We start from the raw sequence: 20,193 nt of genomic DNA on the forward strand, positions 1-20,193 counted from the left end.
GCTCTGGCGGGCATGGCCGTGGCTCCGGGCTGGCCGTTCGCCGTGCTCGCGGCCGGGCTGGTGGGTCTGGGGGCGTCGGTACTGGCCCCGCTGTGTCTGGCCTCCGCCGCCCGGCTGCGCCCGGCCGCCTCGGAAACGGTCCTGGCCCGCCTGAACCTCTTCAACTACACGGGTGTCGTCACCGGTGGCGCGGTGAGCGGACTCCTCGGCTCCACCGGCGAGTTCCGGCTCGCCTACGCGGCACCGGCCGCGCTGGCGGTGCTCGTCCTGGCCGGCGCCCACCACTTCACGCAGCCGCCGGGGACATCCCGGGCATAGGAAACGAGCCAGGCGATGGGCGGGATATGGCCAGTCCATGGGCAGGCGGCAATCGGTCGTTCAACCGGCGCTGCCAGCGTCGCGCCCATGAACACTCCTCGCATGGGCCTTCCCGACCGGCTCGCCGACACCCTGAGCATGCCCGAGCAACACGAGTACCTCCGCCGCGCCTTCTCCCGTCGCGGCCTGCTGCGCGGTGGCGCGGTCGCCGCTTCCGGGGTCGCCCTCGCGGGCGGAGGCGGGGTCGCGGCGGCGACGACGCCCACGTTGGTGCCGGCGTCCACGACGTCCACCGTGCACGGTTCGCTGGTGGCACCGTTCGGCCGGCACCTCGCCTACGGCGCCGATCCGCGGACGCAGATGCGGGTGTCGTGGCAGGTGCCGCTGCCGGTGAACAAGCCGTTCCTGCGGATCGGCCGAAGTCCCCTCGACCTGAGCCACCGCATACCGGCGGAGGTGCGCGACCTGTTCACGCCCGCCGGGATCGGCAAGAGCGCCGACATCGACCAGTACTACGTGCACGCGGCGCTGGACAACCTGAGCCCCGACACGACGTACTACTACGGCGTCGGCCACGACGGCTTCGACCCGGCGGACGCGGGTGCCGCGCACACCGTCTACTCCTTCACCACCGCTCCCCGGACACACAGCACCCGGCCCTTCACCTTCACCGCCTTCGGTGACCAGAACCCGAGTTACACGTCGATCGGGCTCAACTCCCTTGTCCAGGCGCAGAATCCGGCGTTCCACCTGCACGCGGGCGACATCTGCTACGCCGAGGAGACCGGCCACGGGCTGCCCGGGGACGCGGGCAGCTACGACGCCCGGCAGTGGGATTCGTTCCTGGCGCAGATCGAGCCGCTCTCCAGCCGGGTGCCGTGGATGGTGGCGTTCGGCAACCACGACATGGAGTCCTGGTACTCCCCCAACGGGTACGGCGGCAACGAGGCCCGTTTCACCTTGCCCGGCAACGGTTTTGACACTACGTCAGCTCCCGGTGTCTACTCCTTCGTCCACGGCAACGTGGGTGTGGTGTCGGTCGACGCGAACGACGTGTCGTACGAGATCCCCGCCAACATCGACTACACCGGCGGCAAGCAGACCGCATGGCTCGACAAGCGGCTCACCGAGCTCCGCGCCCGCACGGACGTCGACTTCATCGTGGTCTTCCACCACCACTGCGCGTTCTCGACGACCAGCTCGCACGCCTCCGAGGGCGGGGTGCGCGAGCAGTGGGTGCCGCTGTACGAGAAGCACCAGGTGGATCTCGTGGTCAACGGCCACAACCACGTCTACGAGCGCACCGACCCGGTCGTCCAGGACAAGGCCGTACGGACCCTGCCGATCGGCGGCACCCATGAGCCGGCCAATGGCGGTGTGGTGTACGTGACGGCGGGCGCGGGCGGCGAGAGCGTGTACAGCTTCCCGGTGGCCGACAGCTACGAGGAGCACGAGGACGCGATCGACTCGGTGCCGACGTACTGGACGGGCAAGGACGGCAAGGTCACCGAGAACGTCGACTGGTCCCGGGTCCGCTACACCGGCTACTCGTTCATCCGCGTCGACGTCGCCCCCGCCGCACCGGGCCGTACGACGACCCTCACGGTGCGGGCGCTGGCCGCGACCGGCGCGGAGGTGGACCGCTTCACGGTCTCCCGCAAGGTGAGGAAGTCCGGGCACGGCCACTAGGACAACACGGAGCGGCGGCCACCGATGTGGTGTCGGTGACCGCCGTCCGCAGGCGCCGCCTCAACTGGCGCTGGCGAGGAGGGCCTTGGCGTGGCGGCGGGGTTCGAGGGCGGCTGCCACGAGGTAGCTGCCGCCGCCCGCGAGGGCGAGCGCCCAGTACAGGGGCGCACCGTGGAGGAAGAGCGCGGCGGAGGAGGTGAGGGCGAGCCAGGTGCCGAGTACGTACTGGAGACGGTCGCGGTAGACGGCGCCCCCGGCTAGGTAGAGGAGTCCCACGACGAGCCCGGACGCGGTGGGCCACATGAGCGTGTGGACCTTCTGCTCGTCGAGGGCCGAGCTCAGCGCGGTGATGAGGAGGAACAGGGCGCCGAAGCCGATCGGCCAGGACGCGGCGAGCAGGTTCCCGACCATGGCGTCGGGGCCGCGAACTCCGCGCAGCGACTTGGCAGTTACGACACTGGTGACGACGACTCCCGCGAGTAGGCCCACGACGAGCAGCGACGCCGGTATCGCGGACGGCAGGTCGAGGACGGGGTCGTCGCCGTGGGTGAGGGCGTTCACGCCGTGGCCGAGCAGCCAGGCGAGGCCGAAACTGACGTACGACAGACGGTTGTTGAGGACGACGCGCAGGGCGGACGGCTGGGTGCGGTGGGTGGCGGGCGTGCCGGTGTGGGACATGGTGGCCTCCGTGAAGGGCTGTACAGGGGACGTGAGTTGAGGGATCTCAGGGGTCGCGTCGGTTGGTGAGGATGAACGCGGGGACGAGGACGACGGCCGCGTACACCAGGCACAGCACCAGCGCGGTGAGCGGAGTGGTGACGCCGTCGACGTGTTTGACCACGATCAGGGAGCGGCCGACTCCGGTGAACGAGTAGGCGGCGACGCTGTCCTGGAGGGACTGCGGTACCAGGGACGGCAGGATGCCCATGATCACGAAGACCACCGCCATCAGTACGGACAGGGCGCCCTGCGTGTGCCGGATCAACGCGCCGAGCGCGAAGCCGAACATCCCGATGAACACCATGTAGAAGGCGGCTCCGAACACGGCCCGCAGGACGCCCGGGTCGCCCAGCGAGACGCCAAGGCCCCCGGGGAGAGCGGCCTGTCCGACGAGGAACGTGACCAGCGAGATCACCGTGCCCGCGACCGCGAACACCACTGCGAGCAGGCCCGCCTTGACCGCGATCACGCGGCTGCGCGACGGCACCGCGGCGAAGGTCGTCCGGATGAGGCCGGTGCCGTATTCGGGAGAGATGGCCAGCACACCGAGGACGCCGAAGGCGAACTGTACGATGGCCGTGCCCGTCAGGGTGTCGAGGGCGTCATACGACGGGTTGCCGAGTTGGTCGGAGCTCGTGTTCATGCCGATGAGCAGGCCGGTCAGCGGCATGAGGACGAAGGCGGCGCCCAGCGCCCACCAGGTCGAGCGTACCGAGCGGAGTTTGAGCCACTCCGAGGCGATCACGTCACGCATCACACTGCCTCCTTCGCCCGGTACTCGACGGCGTCGTCGGTGAGGGCCATGTACGCGTCCTCCAACGTCGAGCGCTGGATGGACAGTTCGGTGAGGGGGATACCGCGGTGGTGGGCGAGCATGCCCGCCTCCTGGGGAGTTGTCCCGCGGACGGCGAGCGCGTCGTCGGCGCGCGTCTCGACCCGGGCGTCGAGGGCTTCCAGGGCGGCGGCCAGTTCGCCGCGGCGTGCGGGGAGGGTGCGGATCGTCAGATGGGTGCCGGCGGCGGAGTCGATGAGATCGGCGAGGGGCTTGTCGGCGATGAGCCTGCCGCGGCCGACGATGACCAGGTGGTCGGCGGTGTACTGCATCTCGCTCATCAGGTGCGAGGAGACGAAGACCGTACGGCCCTGCGCGGCGAGGTCCCGCATGAGGGTGCGGATCCAGTGGACGCCCTCGGGGTCGAGGCCGTTCACCGGTTCGTCGAAGATGAGCAGTTGGGGGTCACCGAGGAGGGCGGCGGCGATACCGAGCCGCTGCTTCATACCGAGGGAGAAGCCGCCCGCCCGGCGTCCGGCGACGCTCGACAGTCCGACCTCGTCGAGGACGGCGTCCACGCGGGCGGCGCCGATGCCGTTCGAGAGGGCGATGGCCCGCAGGTGGCTACGTGCCGAGCGGCCGGGGTGGAAGGCGGCGGCGTCCAGCAGTGCGCCGACCGTGTGCAGGGGCCGGGTCAGTGAGGCGTAGGGCCGGCCGTCGATGAGCGCGGTGCCGGACGTCGGGCGGTCCAGGCCGAGCAGCATGCGCAGAGTGGTCGACTTTCCGGCGCCGTTGGGGCCCAGGAAGCCAGTGACCTGCCCGGCGCGCACGGTGAAGGACAGGTCGTTCACGGCGGCCTTCTCTCCGTAGCGTTTGGTGAGTCCGATTGCTTCGATCACGGTGGGCTCCTCCTTGAGGCGGGGATGGCATGGCGCGGCGCACACGAGTCGCTGCGCGATACTTCGACGCTGCTGTTATATAGCGTAACTGTCACGAGTGCATCTAGCAAGACACCTCCGGGTGCGACCCGGGACGGAACATGAAAGAGCCCTGCCGGCGATGGCCGACAGGGCTCGAAAGCGCTGGTCAGTGGTGCTGCGCGCCCGCGAGGGCGAGGGTGTCAGCGGAGCTGGAAGGCGTCCGCCAGGATCGTCGCCTGTACGTCGAGCAGGGTGGCGGGGTTGTGTCCCATGCCGGTGAACTGGCCCGCGGTCTCCAGGCCCACAGTGCCGTGGATCTGCGGCCAGGCCATGATCGCGCCGGTCAGCGCGACGGCCGCCGCCGGGTCGGCGGGGTCCCGGCCCGTCCACTGCGCAACCCATGCCGTCACGTCCGGCTCCTCGCGCAGCCAGACCTGGAACTCCGCCAGCAGCGGGTCGAGACCGGCCAGCGGCCGGCCCTCCACGAAGACCGGCAGGAACGGCCCGAGGACGGACCGCGCCCGCAGCACGGTCTCGGGCGGAGTGGTGAAGCCCGCCACCGGGGTGCCCTGGACGAGCAGGTAGAGATGCGGATTGGTCACCGCCCACGCCCGGTAGGCCCTGGTCAGGGCATGCAGCGCCACACGTCCGCCGCCTTCGATGTCCACCGCGTGGACGGCCTCGGCGGCATCCGTGTAGGCGTCGAGCACCAGCTCGGCGAGCAGGTCGTCCCGGCTGGCGTAGTACCGGTAGAGCGCCGGGCCCGACATCCCGATCTCCTTGGCGATCCGCAGCAGGGCCACGCTCTCGACACCACCGGCGGCGAGCTGGCGTACGGCCACTTCCTTGATCTCCGAGCGGGTCTGCTCCCGGTACCGCTCCCGCGGACTGCGCGCCTGGGTTGCCATGCCCCATCCTCCTGGGATCGTCGCTAATGTTCGCTACACACAATAACTAACGAGGTATACAGTAGCGCTCTTCGGTCATGACCGGCAGAGGAGGTCACCGTGACGGCACGCACCCCCACACCCCGGGAGCGCTTCAGGGAACAGACACGCTCGGAGATCAAGGAACTCGCGCTGCGCCAACTCGCGTCCGGCGGATCGTCCGGATTCAGCCTCACCCGCATCGCCAAGGCGCTCGGACTGTCCGGACCGGCCCTCTACCGGTACTACGGCAGCCGTGACGCACTGGTCGACGCCCTGGTCACGGACGCCTATCTCGACATCGCCCACGCCATCGACGACGCGGGCACCGCCCCGAGCACGCCGGCCGAACCGAGGGCCTGGCTGCACCGCCTCGCCCTTGCCTACCGGTCCTGGGCGATGCGCCGGCCGCACCTCCACCAGCTCATCCAGGGCGCGCCGCTCCCGGGCCACACCGCCGCACCGGGCACCTCGGGCGGAGCCCGCGCCGTGCTCGGCCCCCTCCTCGGCCCCTCCCTCGGCATCTTCGCCGGTGCCGAGCCGGGCGCCGCCGTGACGCCCCTCGTCAAGGAGATGACCGCGTGGGCAGGCCGCGAGCCGACCGTCCGGAACTGGGTCACGGTCCACACCGGGCCCCGAATCGAGCACGGGGCCATGGGGATCGCGCTCGCGGGCACGGTGATGGCCTGGTCCACCCTGCACGGAACGGTCAGCCTCGAAATGGCCCTGCAGTTCGCCGGCATGGGACACCGGGGCGACAACCTGCTGGCCGCCCACATCGAGAGCCTCGCCGAGGGCTTTGGCCTCTGAGGCCGTGACGTCCGCGTAAATCACCCGTCAATGAGGTGAGCAGACCCATGTTGTCGACCCCGAAAACTCCACCTACCTCGCCGCCGCCTGCACATTTCTCGCAGCGGTTACCTCATTGACAGGTGACGCAGCCGTGCATCACTCTGATGACGTCACCACACAGAACGGTGACACGGCCGACCGATGAGGAATCCCTGCCGTGCAAGATCAGAACGAGTACCTGTACTTCCTGCGGCGCGCCTTCGACGGCATGCTCGGCGTCCTGGAGGAGCTGGGCGACGACTTGGGGAACACCCGCCCGCCGCTGCCCGGCGCGAACTCCGTCTACGCGATCACGTACCACTGCGCGGCGGTCGCCGACTACTGGACCGGCCACGTCGTCGCGGGGCGCGAGGTCGATCGCGATCGCGCCGCCGAGTTCACGGCCACCGGGCGCGCCGGCGACCTCCGCGAGCAAGTCGACGCGCTGTACGAGCAGTTGGCGGCCGACCTCGCTCCGGTCACCCCCACGTCGGTGCCGCGCAACACACCGCCCGCCGACTTCGAGGGACCGGACCGCCCGCTGAGCGTGGCGGGTGTGCAACTGCACGTCCTCGAAGAACTCGCCCAGCACCACGGTCAGATACAGATCACCCGCGATCTGCTGAAGCAGGGAGCCTCCTCATGAACGCCGACGCGAAAGCCGACGTCAGCACCCGTCTGAGCGCCGGCACACTGCGGCTGCCCGGCTTCGACGACCTGGACCGGGACCAGCTGCGCGCCCGCTCCAGTGTGAAGTGGCACCGACCGGCGCCGGACGTACTGCCCGCGTGGGTGGCCGACATGGACTTCCCGGTTCCGCCGGCCGTGACCGACGCACTGCGCGCCGCCGTCGAGCGACGCGACCTCGGCTACCCGGACTGGCCCGACGGCAGCCCGCTGCGCACCGCCTTCGCCCGACGGATGAGCGACCGATACGGCTGGACGGCGCACGCGGACCGGGTGCGCGAGCAGACCGACCTGATCCAGTGCCTCCAACTCGTCCTCCACCTGGCGACGGGACCGGGCGACGCGGTAGCGATCCAGACCCCCAACTACCCGCCGTTCCTTGCCACGTTGACGACCATGGGACGCGTCGCCGTGCCGGTCCCGATGGAGGACACGGACGAGGGGTGGCGCATGGACCTCGCCGCCCTGGACGCCGCGGTCACCCGGTCGGGCTGCAAGGTCCTGGTGCTGGTGAACCCGCACAACCCGACGGGCCACGTCCTGGCCCGCGCCGAGCTGGAGGAGACCGCGGCCATCGCCCGGCGGCACGACCTGCTGGTCGTCAGCGACGAGATCCACGCCGAACTGGTCCACGCCCCGCACCGGCACATCCCGTTCGCGAGCCTCTCCCCCGACGCGGCCCGCAGGACCGTGACACTGACGTCCGCCACCAAGTCGTTCAACCTGGCCGCGATCCGCTGCGCCGTCACGCACTACGGCCCGGACCGGCTCCTCGCGCTGCGCGACGCCCAACCCCCGGACCTGTACGGCACGGTGTCCCCGCTCGGAGTGGTCGCCACCGAGGCCGCGTGGCGGGACGGCGACGCGTGGCAGCGTGACCTGCTGACCGTCCTGGACCGCAACCGTCGCCGGGTTCAGCAGGTACTGCACACCCAACTGCCGCACCTACGCCACCACTTGCCGGAGGCCACCTACCTGGCCTGGATCGACGCCCGCCCGCTGGGGCTCGAACAGCCGCCCGTGGAACGGGTCTTGGAGACAGGTGGTGTCCTGCTGGACGGCGGCAGCCCCTTCGGACCCGGCGCCGAGGGCTATCTACGGCTCAACTTCGCCACGTCCCACGCCGTGCTGGAGGACATCCTGACCGGCCTCACCCGCGCCCTCGCGCTCGACAACGCGCTGAAGGAGAGCCACTTGACGCCGGGTCACACCCCGGACCGCTCCTTCTTCCGCTGCCGGTAGCTGGCCGCCTTGTGCTTGTTGCCGCACTCCGCCATACCGCACCAGCGCCGGGCACCGGAGCGGGAGAGGTCCACGAACAGGCGCGTGCACTCGTCGTTGGCGCACTCCTTCATCCGCGAGAACTGGGGCGAACCCACCAGGTCCACGGCGTCACGGCCGACCGCGCCGAGCACCTCGTCCACCCCACCGGTGCGCGACACCCGCCCCGACAGGTCGAGTTGGTGCTTGGGCAGCGGAAGACGAGCCGCTTCGTTCACCTCCGCGAGAGCTTCCTCGACGGCACTGTCCGGGCTGTCCGGGCTGTCCCCCAGGGGCCAGTTTCGGACCAGCGTGTAGGCGGCCTCACGCAGCCGACGGACCCGCTCCAGCGCTCGGGAGTCCACGACACCGGGATCGTCCACGAGATCCGCCTCGCCGATCCAGCGCCGCAAGTCGTCCGGAGAGCCCAGCAGTTCGGTACGGAGGCTACGGCGCCACAGCCTGGTGCCCGCCAGGTCGAGACACAGTCGGCCGCTCACAAAGACAAACTCATCCACGTGTCCATATTGACAGGTGACGCAATCACTGTCCAGGACGGAATCTCGGAGCTACTCCCCTGCTCACTGCCCCGCACGCCCCGATTTCATCACCGTATTGACAGGTGCTCCACGGGGAGGCTCCGCTCCGGACTCGCCCAGACCCGGAGAGCCACGAAGACATGGGCGCGACGGTCCCTCTCTCGGACCCTGGGCCACGAATCTGCGGACACTTCCGATATCGGCAGCGGGAATGCCTCGAATCCCTTGCGCAGAACATGCGGAGATGTGCGCGCGGGATATGCCGAACCTCTCGGCTGCGATATATTCCACGCCTCAACTGCCCTTCCTTGTAGGCGTTTTACCCTGCCCCCCGCCCTCCGCGAATTCCTTTCGCCGTGAGCGGGGGCCGCCCGTTTCCCCCTCCGTGACACGCCTCACCGAAAGCCCTCCGCTCCGTGGCCATGACCCTGCACGAGGACCGGCCGCCCGCCGGTCGCCATGCAGCCGTTCCGTCCGGCAGTCTCTTCCGACGGATCTACGCACCCCGCACCAGTGACGCCCTGGCGTTCTCCATGTCGACGTACGCCATGCCGCTCCTCGTCCTGGCCATCACCCGGTCCCCGTCGCTGACGGGCCTGGCGTTCGCCCTGGAGTGGACGCCCCGGATCGCCGCGTTCGTACTGGCCGGCAATGTGGTGGACCGGCGCGGCGCGGCCATCGTGTGCTTCCTGGCCTCGCTGCTGCGGGCCCTGGTGCTGGCCGGGGCGGCCGTCACGCTGGCCGTGCTGCCGCGCGGCACCGCGGAGACGGTGACCGTGCTGGTGCTGGCCGCGGTGACCGGCACGCTCACCCAGTTCAGTTTCGTGGCCAACGAGGCCGTGGGCGCGATCGTCACCCGGCGGGCCCAACACCGGCCCCACGGAGTGCAGTCGGTCCTCATCGGCATCGACCAGACCGCGATGCTCGTCGGCCCCCTGCTCGCCGGTTTCCTGCTGCTGGTGGGGCCGGGCTGGATGCTCGGGTGTCTGACCGCGCTGTCCCTGCTGGCCGCCGTGCTCGGTCTGCAGACCCCGCCCACCCCGCTGCGCTCCGCGCGGCCGGACGGCGAACGTACACCCGGCGGTCTGCGGACGGGGCTGCGCATGCTGCGCAGACTGCCCTCCCTGCGCTGGCTGGTGGCAGGGCTGGCCTGCTCCAATCTCGCGCTCGGTCTGCTCCAGTCGGCCAGCCCCGTGATCGTGGTGGAGAACTTCGGCCGTTCCTCCGCCGATGTCGGCACCCTGTGGTCCGCCGCCGCGGCGGCGACCCTGCTGGCGGTCACCTGCTGCCGGCTCGCGCTGAGCCGACTCGACCTGTGGGGCGTGGGGGTGGTGTGCGCGACGTTCGCGTCAGCGGCCTGCCTGGCCCTGCCACAGGCCCCGTCCTACGCCGCCTACACGGTCCTCGTCGCGCTGTTCATGGCGGGCGACGGCGGCCTCACCGTCGTACTGCGCACCCTCCGTTCCCTGGTCATCCCGGCCACGGCCTTCGGCACCACGCTCTCCCTGACCATGCTGCTCCTGCTGCTGCCGTTCCCGGTGGCCGGCATCCTCGTCGCCCTCACCCCGCCTGCCCACCTCGGCACGGCCGTCCTGTGCTGCGCCGCCGTCCAGGCGGTCGCCCTGGCCATCACCTTCGTACGGCTGCGCAACGAACCCACGCTGCGCGCGACCGCCGACCGACCGCCGAGGGCCGCCCTCCCCAACGAGCCGTCGGCGACGCCGCGTTGACGGACCGCGCGCGACGGCAGTTCGGTTGAGCGCACGCCGGGCGGGTGTGCAGGCTTGCGCGGTACCGACCGACCTGAACCCGGGGACCCTGAGCCGGGACGAGGTGGACCCCGCCCGCCATCCCTTCGACAGCGAGTCCGCGGCACGGGAGATCCGCTCACTCGGACCGGCCCGAACCGCTCCTACGGCCGTGGGCGGCGGTGAGCCGGTGCTGTCCGTCGCACTCGGTGGACACACCGGAGGCGATCCCGGACCGGGCGGTCGCCGGGCTGTGCGAGTGGCGCAACTGGCCGTAGCAGTCGGCGGGTTGGTTCGAGGCAGCGGCTTGTACGGGCACTGCGATCAGGTCCTCACCTGGTTCCTCGCTCGCCGGCACGTCGACCCCGAGGTGGCGCAGCGGCTGATCACTGGGGCTGTCGGCGGCCGGTTCCACAGTTGGACCGGACCCGACCGGGTACTGCTCGACGACATAGCGGAACGGATCGCTGAATCCCTGCGGCCCGACGACGCCGTAGGGCCGCCCGCCCCCGGACCGCTGCCCGACCATCCGCGGAGCCGGCTCGCGGTGCGTGCGGCCACGCCGTGGGAGGAGGCGCCGGACGGCGCCGCGGAGAGCGTACGTGCCTTCGACACCGCGCGTGGGGAGGGCCTGCTCGCCGCTCTGGATCTGGTGCGGGCCGCTCGACTTCGAGCTGCTGCGCGGCCGGCAGCGACACATCCTCGGCACATCGCGACCACCGTCGTTCCGCTCCCTGCCCGCCTTCGCCAAGGGCGGCGGGGAGCGCTACGGCATCGGCCCCGACACCCGCGAACTCCTCGACGCCTGCCTGGCCGAGAGCGCACCGGGCGACGGACGCCCCTCCCGCTGACGGCCCGTTCGAGCAGGGCGACCTCACGGCCGTCGGTCAGCATTCCCAAGGAACCAGTTCAGCGACGAGTCCTGTCGGTCCGTAAATTACACAGGGTGTTCGAGGAAAAAGAGAGAGGTGTCACGCACGAAAACCTCAATCTGCGGATTCAGCACTGCACGAAGGACCTCCTCTCGGGCCCCTCGCACAGGCACGAGAAAGTGAGTGACATCGCCGCGCGGTAGGGAATCGCCGACGCGTCGAAGTTCTCACGGCAGTTCCGGTCTGTTCTGGGGGTGTCCCCCAGGAAGTACCGAACCGGGCACAGCGCGACGGCCCGGCGGGCACCCGCCGTACGGGAGTTGAGGTCGTCGCCGTGCTAGCGCGCCGGCATGTCGTCGCCCGGCTCCGCGAAGGCGCGGGCCACCAAGCCCTCCATGTGCGCCCGGTCCTCCCGGAAAGTCGGCGTGGTCGCCTATCCCCTTAACGCAGTGCCGATGTCGTCGGAGGACTGGCGCCGTCACTTCGGCCCGAGGTGGCACGATTTCGCACGGGCCAAAAGCCGATTCGACCCTCGCGGAATCCTGCCGATGTAAAGGCGCCACGCAACCCACCGCACCACCGCGCAGACCGCAACAGGGAGGAAACCCATGCGGATCTCGTCCACCGTCGACCTGCTCCTGGACGTGTGGATGAAGCACCGCCCGGTGCCGCACATGGCGCCGGAGAAACGCATCCATCTGCTGAACACCCCCGGCACCCGTCGCGGCACCCTCGGCACAAGGAGTCCACCGCGCCATGACCTCCTCCCAAGCATCCGCTTTACTGGCCGGACTGGCCGTCGTCATCGTCGCCGCGGCCCTGTTCGGGGCGCTCGCGCGCAGACTCGGGCAGCCCCCGGTCATCGGCGAGATCCTGGCCGGCATCCTGCTCGGCCCCACCCTGTTCGACGGCGCCGTCTCGCGCGCGCTGCTGCCGACCGACATCCGGCCGTTCCTGACCGCGCCGGCCGACGTGGGTGTCGCCGTCTTCATGTTCCTGGTCGGCCTGGAGTTCGACCGCGGCATGGTGCGCGGCACCGGCCGGATCGCCGCCTCCGTGTCGCTGGCCTCGCTGCTGCTGCCGTGCGGCCTGGGGATGGCGCTCGGCACCTGTCTCCTGCGTGACCATCCCAGCCCCAACCATCTGGGCTTCGTCCTCTTCATGGGCGCCGCCATGTCCATCACCGCGTTCCCGGTGCTCGCCCGGATCCTCACCGACCGGAACCTGGACCACACCCCGCTCGGCGCGCTGGCGCTGTGCTGCGCCGCCCTCGCCGACGTACTGGCCTGGTCGCTGCTGGCCGTGGTGGTGGCCATCGTCGCGCCGGTCGGGCACCCCGAGCGGGCGTTGCTGTTCCTGCCGTATCTGCTGCTGATGCTCTACCCCGTACGGTGGCTGCTCGGCCGGCTGCTGCGGCGGCCGAGGGTGACCGGGCAGCCGACCGCGGTGCTGCTGGCCACGGCGTTTGCCGGGCTGCTGGTGTCGGGGGCCGCCACCGAGTGGATGGGGCTGCACTTCATCTTCGGGGCGTTCCTGTTCGGGGCGGTCGTCCCGCGCTCGGGGTCGGAGCGGCTGCGGGCCGATCTGCACGAGCGGGTCGGGCTCGTGAACAACGTGCTGCTGCTGCCGGTGTTCTTCCTGGTCGCCGGCCTCCAGGTGGACCTGTCCCGGCTCGGCTGGTCCGACCTCGGCCAGTTGGCGCTGATCCTCCTGGTGGCGGTGGGCGGCAAGCTCGTCGGCGCGTACACGGGCGCCTACGCCAACGGTCTTGACCGGCGCATCGCCTCCGCGCTGGCCGTCCTCATGAACACCCGCGGCCTCACCGAACTCATCATCCTCAGCGTGGGCCGCCAACTCGGCATCCTGGACGAGCGGTTGTACTCGCTGATGGTGGTCATGGCGGTGCTGACCACCGCCATGACGGGTCCGCTGCTCCAGGCGATCTATCCCAGCGCCCTCGCGCTGCGGGCGACCCCGCAGGACATGACCCGCAGGCGCCGGGAGCCGGTCACCGTCGGCGACGCCCGCCCTGGAGCGGAGCGCCCGCACGATCCGTCGTAGCGACCTGTTCAGCGGATTCCGGAGTCGGGATGTTCGGTATCCCATTCCTGGCGTGCTTGAGCGATGGCGTCGCGGTGTTCCGCCGACCAGTCCGTGAGGGCTCTGACCAGATGGGTGAGACTGTGGCCCATCGTCGTGAGCTCGTACTCGACCTGCGGGGGCACCGTCGGGTGCACGGTCCGGGTGACCAGGCCGTCGCGTTCCAGGCGGCGGACGGTGAGGGTCAGCATCCGCTGCGAGATACCTGGGACAGCGCGCTGCAGCTGTCGGAAACGGCGGACGCCCTGGGCCAGTTCGACGACGACAAGGACCGACCATTTGTCGCCGATCCGGTCGAGTACCTCACGGATCCCGCAGTCCTCGTGCTCGTCGCCGCAACTGACCACGGGGTCGGTGGTTACCTCTGTGTGCCCCACTGACATAGAAGTGCCTCCTTACGCTCCCTGGCGCGGAACCGCAGGATGATCCCGGTTACCGAAGAGAACCTACCGGAACGGGAAGACCCTGATGATCCTGGTTACTGGTGCCACCGGCGCCCTGGGCACGCTGATCGCCGAGCGGCTGGCCGACCGCGGAGACACCGTCCTCGGCACCCGCGATCCTCAGCGGCTCAAGGCCCCGCTGCCGGTCCGCCGCATCGATTTCGACGAGCCCGGCACTCTCGTCGGAGGCTTCGAGGGTGTGGAGGTGCTGCTGCTGATCTCCGCGGGCTACGGCGAGGACGACACCGTCATTGCCCGGCACGGCGCCGCCATCGCCGCCGCCGAGAAGGCAGGCGTGAGCCATGTCGTCTATACGAGCCTGACCGCTGCCGGCGATCACCTTCCCTACGCGCTGCCACACCGCTGGACCGAGCATGGGCTCCAGGACAGCACCATGAACTGGACGATCCTGCGCAATGGCCTGTACGCGGAGTTGCTGGGCGCGCTCGCGGCACCCTCGGGCGACGGGCGGATCACCGCCCCGCTCGGCGAGGGCCAACTGGCCGCCGTCGCACGGGCGGATCTGGCCGACGCCGCGGCACGTGTGACGGTGGAGGCCCACGCTCATGCGGGGCGCATCTATGAACTCGTCGGTGAGCAGGCCATCGGCGGGGCCGATCTGGCCCGCGCGCACGGCCCGCACATCACCTACGAGCCGGAGACCCTCGCCCAAGCCCGCACCCGTATCGCCGCTTCCGGCGCCAAGCCGTTCCAGGTACCGATGCTGGTGGGCACCTACTCCGCCATCGCGGCCGGGTTCATGTCCCGCACCGGTGGTGACCTGCGCCAACTGCTGGGCCGCGCACCGCACTCCGCGCTCACAGCAGCCCTCGCGTAGTCCCCACGGCAACGAGCCCACGCCGCCAGGAAAATGCCGTGCCCCGCGCAGTCGAGGCGGTTCTTACGGCGGCTGTGGTGGACCTCGCCGAGCCGGTGCGTGCGCGCCTGCACCGGCCGGCAGCCTCCGCGACCGCACAGGTGAGGCAGGTGCTGCGGGCGAAGATCGTTCTCGCTGCGGCCGACGGGCGGGCCAACGCCGCGATCGGCGCGCAGGTGGTGGGCAGGGTCTTCGCCTCGATCTCGCCGTCCCAGGCCGGCCGCATCCTGGCGGATCAGGATCTGAAACCGCACTACCGTGTGGGAGCGCATCGCTCTTCCCCCGACCTCAAGGAGCCCCAGGCCGTGGACGTCGAGATCCCCGCACTCGTCCGGGACGCCGCCGCCCGGTTCGGGGCCGGTGCTCCCTACGCGCTGAAGGTCGTGGCGGGTCAACTCGCCGACGACCCGGACATGGGCGTGCCCTCGCGGCTGCCCGGCATCCGTACGGTGCTGGTCGACGGCGACCTGTTCGAGGACTGTCCCGCGCTGGCCGTCGGCTACCTCCATGAGCCCGACCGGATCGAGATCCGGTACGTCACCCTGGCCCCTGCCGCCGAGCCCGACGCGGACGCGCGAGAGCAGGAGCGGGAGCGGGAGGAAGTGCGGAGGGTCGATCCCGATGTCACCGCGGTCACCGTGCGGGAGGTCGCCGATGCCTGGCACCGGATCACGCGCCGGCTCCGGGACAACGCCCCCGACTCCTACGCCGCGCTGCGCACCGGCGCCGACCTGGCCGCCGTCGCCGCGCTGGAGGGCGAGCTCGGTGTGCGGATACCCGTCGAGCTGACCGTCCTGTGGCTGCTCACCGCGGGCGACGACGGGGCCGACGGGCGGGGATGTCTGCCGGGCAACCGGGCGCTGCTGCCGCTGGACGAGGTGGCCGCCGTACACCGGCTGAAGACGGACGCCCAGGCGCACCAGGACACCGCGAACGCCGGCCGCCCCGAGGAGGAGTGGATCACCGTCTGGAAGCCGACCTGGATTCCGGTCGCCGCGCACAGCCCCGGCGACCGCGTCTCGGGCCTCTACCTGGACACGGAGACCGGCTTCCTCGGCCGGTGGTCCCGCTACGACGACCACCCGGACGACGAGCGCGACACGCTGGTCACCTACCTGGAGGAGACCGCCGACGCGCTCGAAGCCCCGGCCCTGGCACCCCGGGACGAGCCCGGCCTGATCGGCGGGACGCTGGTGTGGCGCAGCGCCATCGACCCCGCGCGGGAGGACCGTTGGCGGCCCCTGCGCGACTGACCACGCGCGTCAGAGTGACGTCATGACGTGCTTGATCCGGGTGTAGTCCTCGAAGCCGTACGCCGAAAGGTCCTTGCCGTAGCCGGACTTCTTGAACCCGCCGTGCGGCATCTCGGCGACGAGTGCCATGTGGGTGTTGATCCACACACAGCCGAAGTCGAGGCTCTTCGACATCCGCATCGCCCGTGCGTGGTCCCTGGTCCACACCGAGGAGGCCAGCGCGTAGTCGACGCCGTTGGCATACCGCACGGCCTCGGCCTCGTCCGTGAAGGACTGGACGGTCATGACGGGGCCGAAGACCTCGTTCTGGACGATCTCGTCGTCCTGGCGGAGGCCGGAGACCACGGTCGGGGCGTAGAAGTAGCCCTTGTCGCCGACCCGGTGACCGCCCGCCTCGATCCTGGCGTGCCCGGGAAGGCGCTCGACGAAGCCGCTGACCTGAGCGAGCTGGCCGGCGTTGTTGAGCGGGCCGTAGAGCACGTCCTCGTCGTCGGGGTGCCCTGTCCTCGTCTCCGCCGCCGCCTTCGCGAGCGCGGCCACGAACTCGTCGTGGACCGACTCGTGGACCAGGACACGGGTCGCGGCCGTGCAGTCCTGGCCCGCGTTGAAGAAGCCGCCGACGACCAGGTCCTCGACCGCCTTCGTCAGGTCGGCGTCCTCGAAGACCACGGCCGGGGCTTTGCCGCCGAGTTCCAGGTGGACCCGCTTGAGGTCCTTCGCGGCGCTCTGGGCGACCTGGACGCCGGCGCGTACCGAACCGGTGATGGAGGCCATCGCCGGGGTGGGGTGCTCGACCATCAGGCGGCCGGTGTCACGGTCGCCGCAGACCACGTTGAAGATGCCCTGGGGCAGGGCCAGTTCGGCCAGGACACCGCCGATGATCCCGGCGAGCAGGACGGTGGAGGCGGGGGTGGTGTCGGAGGGCTTGAGGACCACCGCGTTGCCGGCCGCGAGCGCCGGGGCGAACTTCCACACCGCCATCAGCAGCGGGTAGTTCCAGGGCGCGACCTGTGCGCACACCCCGACGGGCTCGCGCCGGATGATGGAGGTCATGCCCTCCGTGTACTCGCCCGCCGAGCGGCCTTCGAGCATGCGGGCCGCGCCCGCGAAGAAGCGGATCTGGTCGATGGCGGGGGCGAGTTCCTCGCTGCGGGTGAGGTGCAGCGGCTTGCCGGTGTCGCGGCTCTCGACGGCGACCAGCTCGTCGGCCCGGGCCTCCATCGCGTCGGCGATCCTCAGCAGCGCGCGCTGCCGTACGGACGGTGTGGTGTCGCGCCAGACGGGGAACGCCGCGGCTGCGGCGGCCATCGCCGCGTCGACATCGGCCGCCCCGGAGAGCGGGGAGGTCGCGTAGACGTCACCGGTGGTGGGGTCCACCACGTCGAGCGTGCGGCTGTCCGAGGCGTCCGCGAACGCACCGTCGATGTAGTTGCGGAAGGTGGTGCTCATGGACGTCTCTCCTGGTCAGGCGGCGCTGCGGGCGGACAGATGCTCGTGTACGGCGACCCAGCCGCCGTCCTCGGCACGGGCGAAGACGATGGTCTCCCGCTCGTGGACGGTCTCCTCGCCCGATTCGGTGGCGATCCGGGTCTCCACGTCGTGGCTGAAGACGGCCGTGTCGCCGAAGGGCTGGACGAGCTGCGCGGACGAGACGCAGCCGAGGATGCGGAAGCCGTCCTGTTCCACCCACCGCTGCCACAGCGCGCGGTACTCGGCGGTGGAGCCGAGCCGCTGCGGGGTGGTGTGGAAGACGAAGCTCGCGTCCGGGGCGAAGGCGCCGAAGTAGTCGTCGAGGCGGCCCTCGGCGAAGGCGGCGACGAGCGCGTCGGCGGCGGCCCGGACTTCCTGCACGGTGACGGTACTCATGCACAACTCCTGGTCGTGGGCGTTGGGTTACCCGGGGGGGCGAGGGTTCAGTGGGCCGCGGCGGGCTCGGTGACGGGCTCCTCGGTGCCGCCGCCGGTGATCGGCGGTACCGGCGCGTCGGACGCCCGGACGAAGCGGGGGCCGGCCGGTCCGTACACGGCGCGCGGCTCGGGGAACACGGCGAGCAGGGCCAGGTAGAGGACGACGGCGAGGGCGAGGCCGACCGGCAGCGAGATGTCGGTGCCGCCCGCGAGGTCGCCGAGCGGGCCGACGAACTGGCCGGGGAGGTTGGTGAACAGGAGGGCCACGACGGCGGAGACCAGCCAGGTGGACATGCCGCGCCAGTTCCAGCCGTGCGTGAACCAGTAACGGCCGCCTCGCTGACGGCGGTTGAAGACCTGCAGGGCCTCCGGGTCGTACCAGCCGCGCCGGGTGACGTAGCCGAGGGCCATGACGATCATCCAGGGTGCGGTGCAGGTGATGATCAGCGTGGCGAACGTCGAGATCGACTGCGTGAGGTTCAGTGCGAAGCGGCCGACGAAGATGAACGCGATCGACAGGGCGCCGATGAAGAAGGTGGCCTGGACGCGGCTGAAGCGCGTGAAGACGCTGGAGAAGTCGAGGCCCGTGCCGTAGAGGGACGTCGTGCCGGTGGAGAGGCCGCCGATCAGGGCGATCAGGCAGAGCGGCAGGAAGTACCAGCCGGGCGAGATGGCGAGGAGACCGCCGACGTAGTTGGGGGCGGCCGGGTCGACGTACTTCGCGGCCTTCGAGGCGATGATCGACGCGGTGGTCAGGCCGAAGAGGAACGGCAGCAGGGTGGCGAGCTGGGCGAGGAACGCGGCGCCCATCACCCGGCGGCGCGGGGCCCCGGCCGGGATGTAGCGGGACCAGTCGCCGAGGAAGGCGCCGAAGGAGACCGGGTTGGAGAGCACGATCAGCGCGGCGCCGATGAACGACGGCCAGAACAGCGGGTCGGCGGTGGAGGCGAAGGTGCCCGCGTAGCCGGGGTCGAAGTCGCCGGCGAAGGCGAAGGCGCCGAGCACGAAGAGGGCCGACGCGGCCAGCACCGCGATCTTGTTGACCAGCAGCATGAACTTGAAGCCGTAGACGCACACGGCCAGGACGAGCCCGGCGAAGACCGCGTACGCGATGCCGTAGGTGACGTCCGACTCGGGGACGTCGACGAGGCGGTGCGCGCCGCCGACAAGCGCGTCGCCCGAGGACCACACGGAGATCGAGAAGAACGCGACGGCGGTGAGCAGGGAGAGGAACGAGCCGACGACCCTGCCGTGCACGCCCAGATGGGCGGAGGAGGAGACGGCGTTGTTCGTGCCGTTGGTGGGGCCGAACAGGGCCATCGGGGCCAGCAGCAGCGCGCCCGCGACGAGGCCGAGGACGGTCGCGGCGAGGCCCTCCCAGAAGGAGAGGCCGAAGAGGATCGGGAAGGCACCCAGCACACAGGTCGCGAAGGTGTTGGCACCGCCGAAGGCGAGCCGGAACAGGTCGATCGGGCGGGCCGTGCGGTCCTCGTCCGGGATCCGTTCGACGCCGTAGGTCTCGATTTCGGTGATCGAGGTCGTCACTGGCGCTCCACCTTCCGTTCATGCGCGGGGCCGGTTCCACAGTCTGTGGCCCTCGCACGACCGGCGACAATTGTGTCGGTCACGGAGCGATAGGCTTCCTTTTGTGGCTGGAAACAAAGTGACCGTCGAGGATCTGCTCGCCTTTCCCGCGCTGCAGCTCTCCGTGAAGGCGGGTCGCGGCGGGCTCGGCAGGTCCGTGTCCTGGGCGCACGCCAGCGAGCTCACCGATCCGACGCCCTGGCTGCTGGGCGCCGAGGTGATCATGACGACGGGTCTGGCGGTGCCGCGTACGGCGGCCGGACAGCGCGCCTATCTGGAGCGGCTGGACGACGCCGGGGTGTCCGCGCTCGCGCTCTCCGCGCAGCTGCACATGCCGCCGCTGCACGAGGCGTTCTTCCGGGCGGCGGAGGAGCGGGGCTTCCCGGTCCTTGAAGTGCCGCTCGCCGTGCCGTTCATCGCGGTCTCCCAGGAGGTCGCGGCCTCCGTGCAGGAGGACGCCCGGCACCGGCTGGGCGCGCAGCTCCAGGTCTTCGGCGCGCTGCGCTGGCTGGTCGCCGAGGACCTGGACACACCGACGCTGCTGCGCCGCCTCGAAGACCTGTCGGGCTACGACGTCTATCTGTGCACGCCGCAGGGCCGCCCGCTGCTGCCCGGCGTCCCCGTGCCGGATCCCGCTGTCCTGCCGGCCTCCGTCGACGCCCCGCCGACCGTCCCCGGCGGATTCGTCCTTCCGGTGCCCGCGCCCGGCGGCCCGGCGGGCTTCCTCGTCGCCTACGAAGATCGGAG

21 protein-coding genes and 1 pseudogene are annotated in these 20,193 nt (G+C 70.7%); 12 read left to right on the plus strand and 10 right to left on the minus strand.

Annotation, left to right across the window (positions count from 1 at the left end; translation table 11 throughout):
• Positions 1 to 318, plus strand: a pseudogene (locus R6V09_RS20460) (MFS transporter); the annotation flags it as partial.
• Positions 319 to 420: 102 nt separating this feature from the next.
• Positions 421 to 2,007 carry a purple acid phosphatase family protein gene (locus R6V09_RS20465; protein WP_317882877.1) on the plus strand — a complete coding sequence of 529 codons (1,587 nt, stop codon included), beginning with the start codon at positions 421 to 423 and terminating at the stop codon, positions 2,005 to 2,007.
• Between the two features lie 60 nt (positions 2,008 to 2,067).
• Here the strand turns inward: R6V09_RS20465 and R6V09_RS20470 are convergent, their stop codons facing one another.
• The 4 genes from R6V09_RS20470 to R6V09_RS20485 all read right to left on the minus strand — a co-directional run bounded on the left by R6V09_RS20470 (position 2,068) and on the right by R6V09_RS20485 (position 5,327).
• On the minus strand, positions 2,068 to 2,685 hold the full coding sequence (locus R6V09_RS20470) for an ABC transporter permease (protein ID WP_317882858.1): 618 nt from the start codon (positions 2,683 to 2,685) through the stop codon (positions 2,068 to 2,070).
• A 46-nt stretch (positions 2,686 to 2,731) separates the two neighbouring features.
• Positions 2,732 to 3,481 (minus strand): ABC transporter permease, encoded by a 750-nt coding sequence (locus R6V09_RS20475; protein WP_317882859.1) that lies wholly within the window; start codon positions 3,479 to 3,481, stop codon positions 2,732 to 2,734.
• On the minus strand, positions 3,481 to 4,398 hold the full coding sequence (locus R6V09_RS20480; RefSeq protein ID WP_317882860.1) for an ABC transporter ATP-binding protein: 918 nt from the start codon (positions 4,396 to 4,398) through the stop codon (positions 3,481 to 3,483). The genes R6V09_RS20475 and R6V09_RS20480 overlap by 1 nt, the downstream gene beginning before the upstream one ends.
• A gap of 221 nt (positions 4,399 to 4,619) precedes the next feature.
• A complete protein-coding gene (locus R6V09_RS20485; protein WP_317882861.1) occupies positions 4,620 to 5,327 on the minus strand; it encodes a TetR/AcrR family transcriptional regulator in 708 nt (235 codons plus the stop codon).
• A gap of 99 nt (positions 5,328 to 5,426) precedes the next feature.
• Between R6V09_RS20485 and R6V09_RS20490 the strand changes: the two genes are divergently transcribed.
• The 3 genes from R6V09_RS20490 (at position 5,427) to R6V09_RS20500 (ending at position 8,105) form a co-directional block, all read left to right on the plus strand.
• Positions 5,427 to 6,155 carry a TetR/AcrR family transcriptional regulator gene (locus R6V09_RS20490; RefSeq protein WP_317882862.1) on the plus strand — a complete coding sequence of 243 codons (729 nt, stop codon included), beginning with the start codon at positions 5,427 to 5,429 and terminating at the stop codon, positions 6,153 to 6,155.
• Positions 6,156 to 6,354: 199 nt separating this feature from the next.
• The gene (locus R6V09_RS20495) at positions 6,355 to 6,822 is read left to right on the plus strand and encodes a DinB family protein (protein ID WP_317882863.1); all 468 of its coding nucleotides are present in this window, start codon (positions 6,355 to 6,357) and stop codon (positions 6,820 to 6,822) included.
• Entirely contained in the window at positions 6,819 to 8,105 is a 1,287-nt protein-coding gene (locus tag R6V09_RS20500) for a MalY/PatB family protein (protein ID WP_317882864.1), read from the plus strand. Before R6V09_RS20495 ends, R6V09_RS20500 begins: the two co-directional genes overlap by 4 nt.
• Here R6V09_RS20500 and R6V09_RS20505 read toward each other — a convergent pair.
• Entirely contained in the window at positions 8,069 to 8,623 is a 555-nt protein-coding gene (locus R6V09_RS20505; protein WP_317882865.1) for a CGNR zinc finger domain-containing protein, read from the minus strand. The genes R6V09_RS20500 and R6V09_RS20505 overlap by 37 nt on opposite strands.
• A 461-nt stretch (positions 8,624 to 9,084) precedes the next feature.
• Between R6V09_RS20505 and R6V09_RS20510 the strand changes: the two genes are divergently transcribed.
• Positions 9,085 to 10,392 (plus strand): MFS transporter, encoded by a 1,308-nt coding sequence (locus tag R6V09_RS20510; RefSeq protein ID WP_317882866.1) that lies wholly within the window; start codon positions 9,085 to 9,087, stop codon positions 10,390 to 10,392.
• Positions 10,393 to 10,549: 157 nt separating this feature from the next.
• On the opposite strand, the gene R6V09_RS20515 is transcribed toward R6V09_RS20510, so the two are convergent.
• Positions 10,550 to 10,939, minus strand: a complete 390-nt coding sequence (locus tag R6V09_RS20515; protein ID WP_317882867.1) for a hypothetical protein — start codon at positions 10,937 to 10,939, stop codon at positions 10,550 to 10,552.
• Between the two features lie 73 nt (positions 10,940 to 11,012).
• On the opposite strand from R6V09_RS20515, the gene R6V09_RS20520 reads away from it, so the two are divergent.
• The 3 genes from R6V09_RS20520 to R6V09_RS20525 all read left to right on the plus strand — a co-directional run bounded on the left by R6V09_RS20520 (position 11,013) and on the right by R6V09_RS20525 (position 13,343).
• Positions 11,013 to 11,261 carry a hypothetical protein gene (locus tag R6V09_RS20520; protein ID WP_317882868.1) on the plus strand — a complete coding sequence of 83 codons (249 nt, stop codon included), beginning with the start codon at positions 11,013 to 11,015 and terminating at the stop codon, positions 11,259 to 11,261.
• A 476-nt stretch (positions 11,262 to 11,737) separates the two neighbouring features.
• Positions 11,738 to 11,836: a hypothetical protein gene (locus R6V09_RS54670; RefSeq protein WP_442810094.1), complete on the plus strand. Its 99-nt coding sequence runs from the start codon at positions 11,738 to 11,740 to the stop codon at positions 11,834 to 11,836.
• 202 nt (positions 11,837 to 12,038) lie between these two features.
• Positions 12,039 to 13,343, plus strand: coding sequence for a cation:proton antiporter (locus R6V09_RS20525; protein ID WP_317882869.1), 1,305 nt, complete (start codon positions 12,039 to 12,041; stop codon positions 13,341 to 13,343).
• An 8-nt stretch (positions 13,344 to 13,351) separates the two neighbouring features.
• Here the strand turns inward: R6V09_RS20525 and R6V09_RS20530 are convergent, their stop codons facing one another.
• Positions 13,352 to 13,765, minus strand: a complete 414-nt coding sequence (locus R6V09_RS20530) for a winged helix-turn-helix transcriptional regulator (RefSeq protein ID WP_317882870.1) — start codon at positions 13,763 to 13,765, stop codon at positions 13,352 to 13,354.
• An 85-nt stretch (positions 13,766 to 13,850) separates the two neighbouring features.
• On the opposite strand from R6V09_RS20530, the gene R6V09_RS20535 reads away from it, so the two are divergent.
• Together R6V09_RS20535 and R6V09_RS20540 are read left to right on the plus strand one after the other, a co-directional pair.
• Positions 13,851 to 14,663: an NAD(P)H-binding protein gene (locus R6V09_RS20535; protein WP_317882871.1), complete on the plus strand. Its 813-nt coding sequence runs from the start codon at positions 13,851 to 13,853 to the stop codon at positions 14,661 to 14,663.
• 38 nt (positions 14,664 to 14,701) lie between these two features.
• The gene (locus R6V09_RS20540; RefSeq protein ID WP_317882872.1) at positions 14,702 to 15,955 is read left to right on the plus strand and encodes a hypothetical protein; all 1,254 of its coding nucleotides are present in this window, start codon (positions 14,702 to 14,704) and stop codon (positions 15,953 to 15,955) included.
• Between the two features lie 9 nt (positions 15,956 to 15,964).
• Here R6V09_RS20540 and R6V09_RS20545 read toward each other — a convergent pair whose 3' ends face one another.
• Genes R6V09_RS20545 through R6V09_RS20555 form a run of 3 tightly spaced genes read right to left on the minus strand, consistent with a single transcriptional unit; the run spans position 15,965 to position 19,407 of the window.
• A complete protein-coding gene (locus R6V09_RS20545) occupies positions 15,965 to 17,404 on the minus strand; it encodes a gamma-aminobutyraldehyde dehydrogenase (RefSeq protein WP_317882873.1) in 1,440 nt (479 codons plus the stop codon).
• 15 nt (positions 17,405 to 17,419) lie between these two features.
• Positions 17,420 to 17,821: a nuclear transport factor 2 family protein gene (locus R6V09_RS20550; RefSeq protein WP_317882874.1), complete on the minus strand. Its 402-nt coding sequence runs from the start codon at positions 17,819 to 17,821 to the stop codon at positions 17,420 to 17,422.
• Between the two features lie 47 nt (positions 17,822 to 17,868).
• Positions 17,869 to 19,407 carry a purine-cytosine permease family protein gene (locus R6V09_RS20555; RefSeq protein WP_317882875.1) on the minus strand — a complete coding sequence of 513 codons (1,539 nt, stop codon included), beginning with the start codon at positions 19,405 to 19,407 and terminating at the stop codon, positions 17,869 to 17,871.
• 103 nt (positions 19,408 to 19,510) lie between these two features.
• Between R6V09_RS20555 and R6V09_RS20560 the strand changes: the two genes are divergently transcribed.
• Positions 19,511 to 20,193, plus strand: a 683-nt coding sequence (locus R6V09_RS20560; protein ID WP_317882876.1) for a PucR family transcriptional regulator ligand-binding domain-containing protein, incomplete at its 3' end; no start/stop codon positions are given.

Origin of the sequence: Streptomyces sp. W16, assembly GCF_033194735.1 — a bacterium.
Lineage (GTDB): Bacteria > Actinomycetota > Actinomycetes > Streptomycetales > Streptomycetaceae > Streptomyces.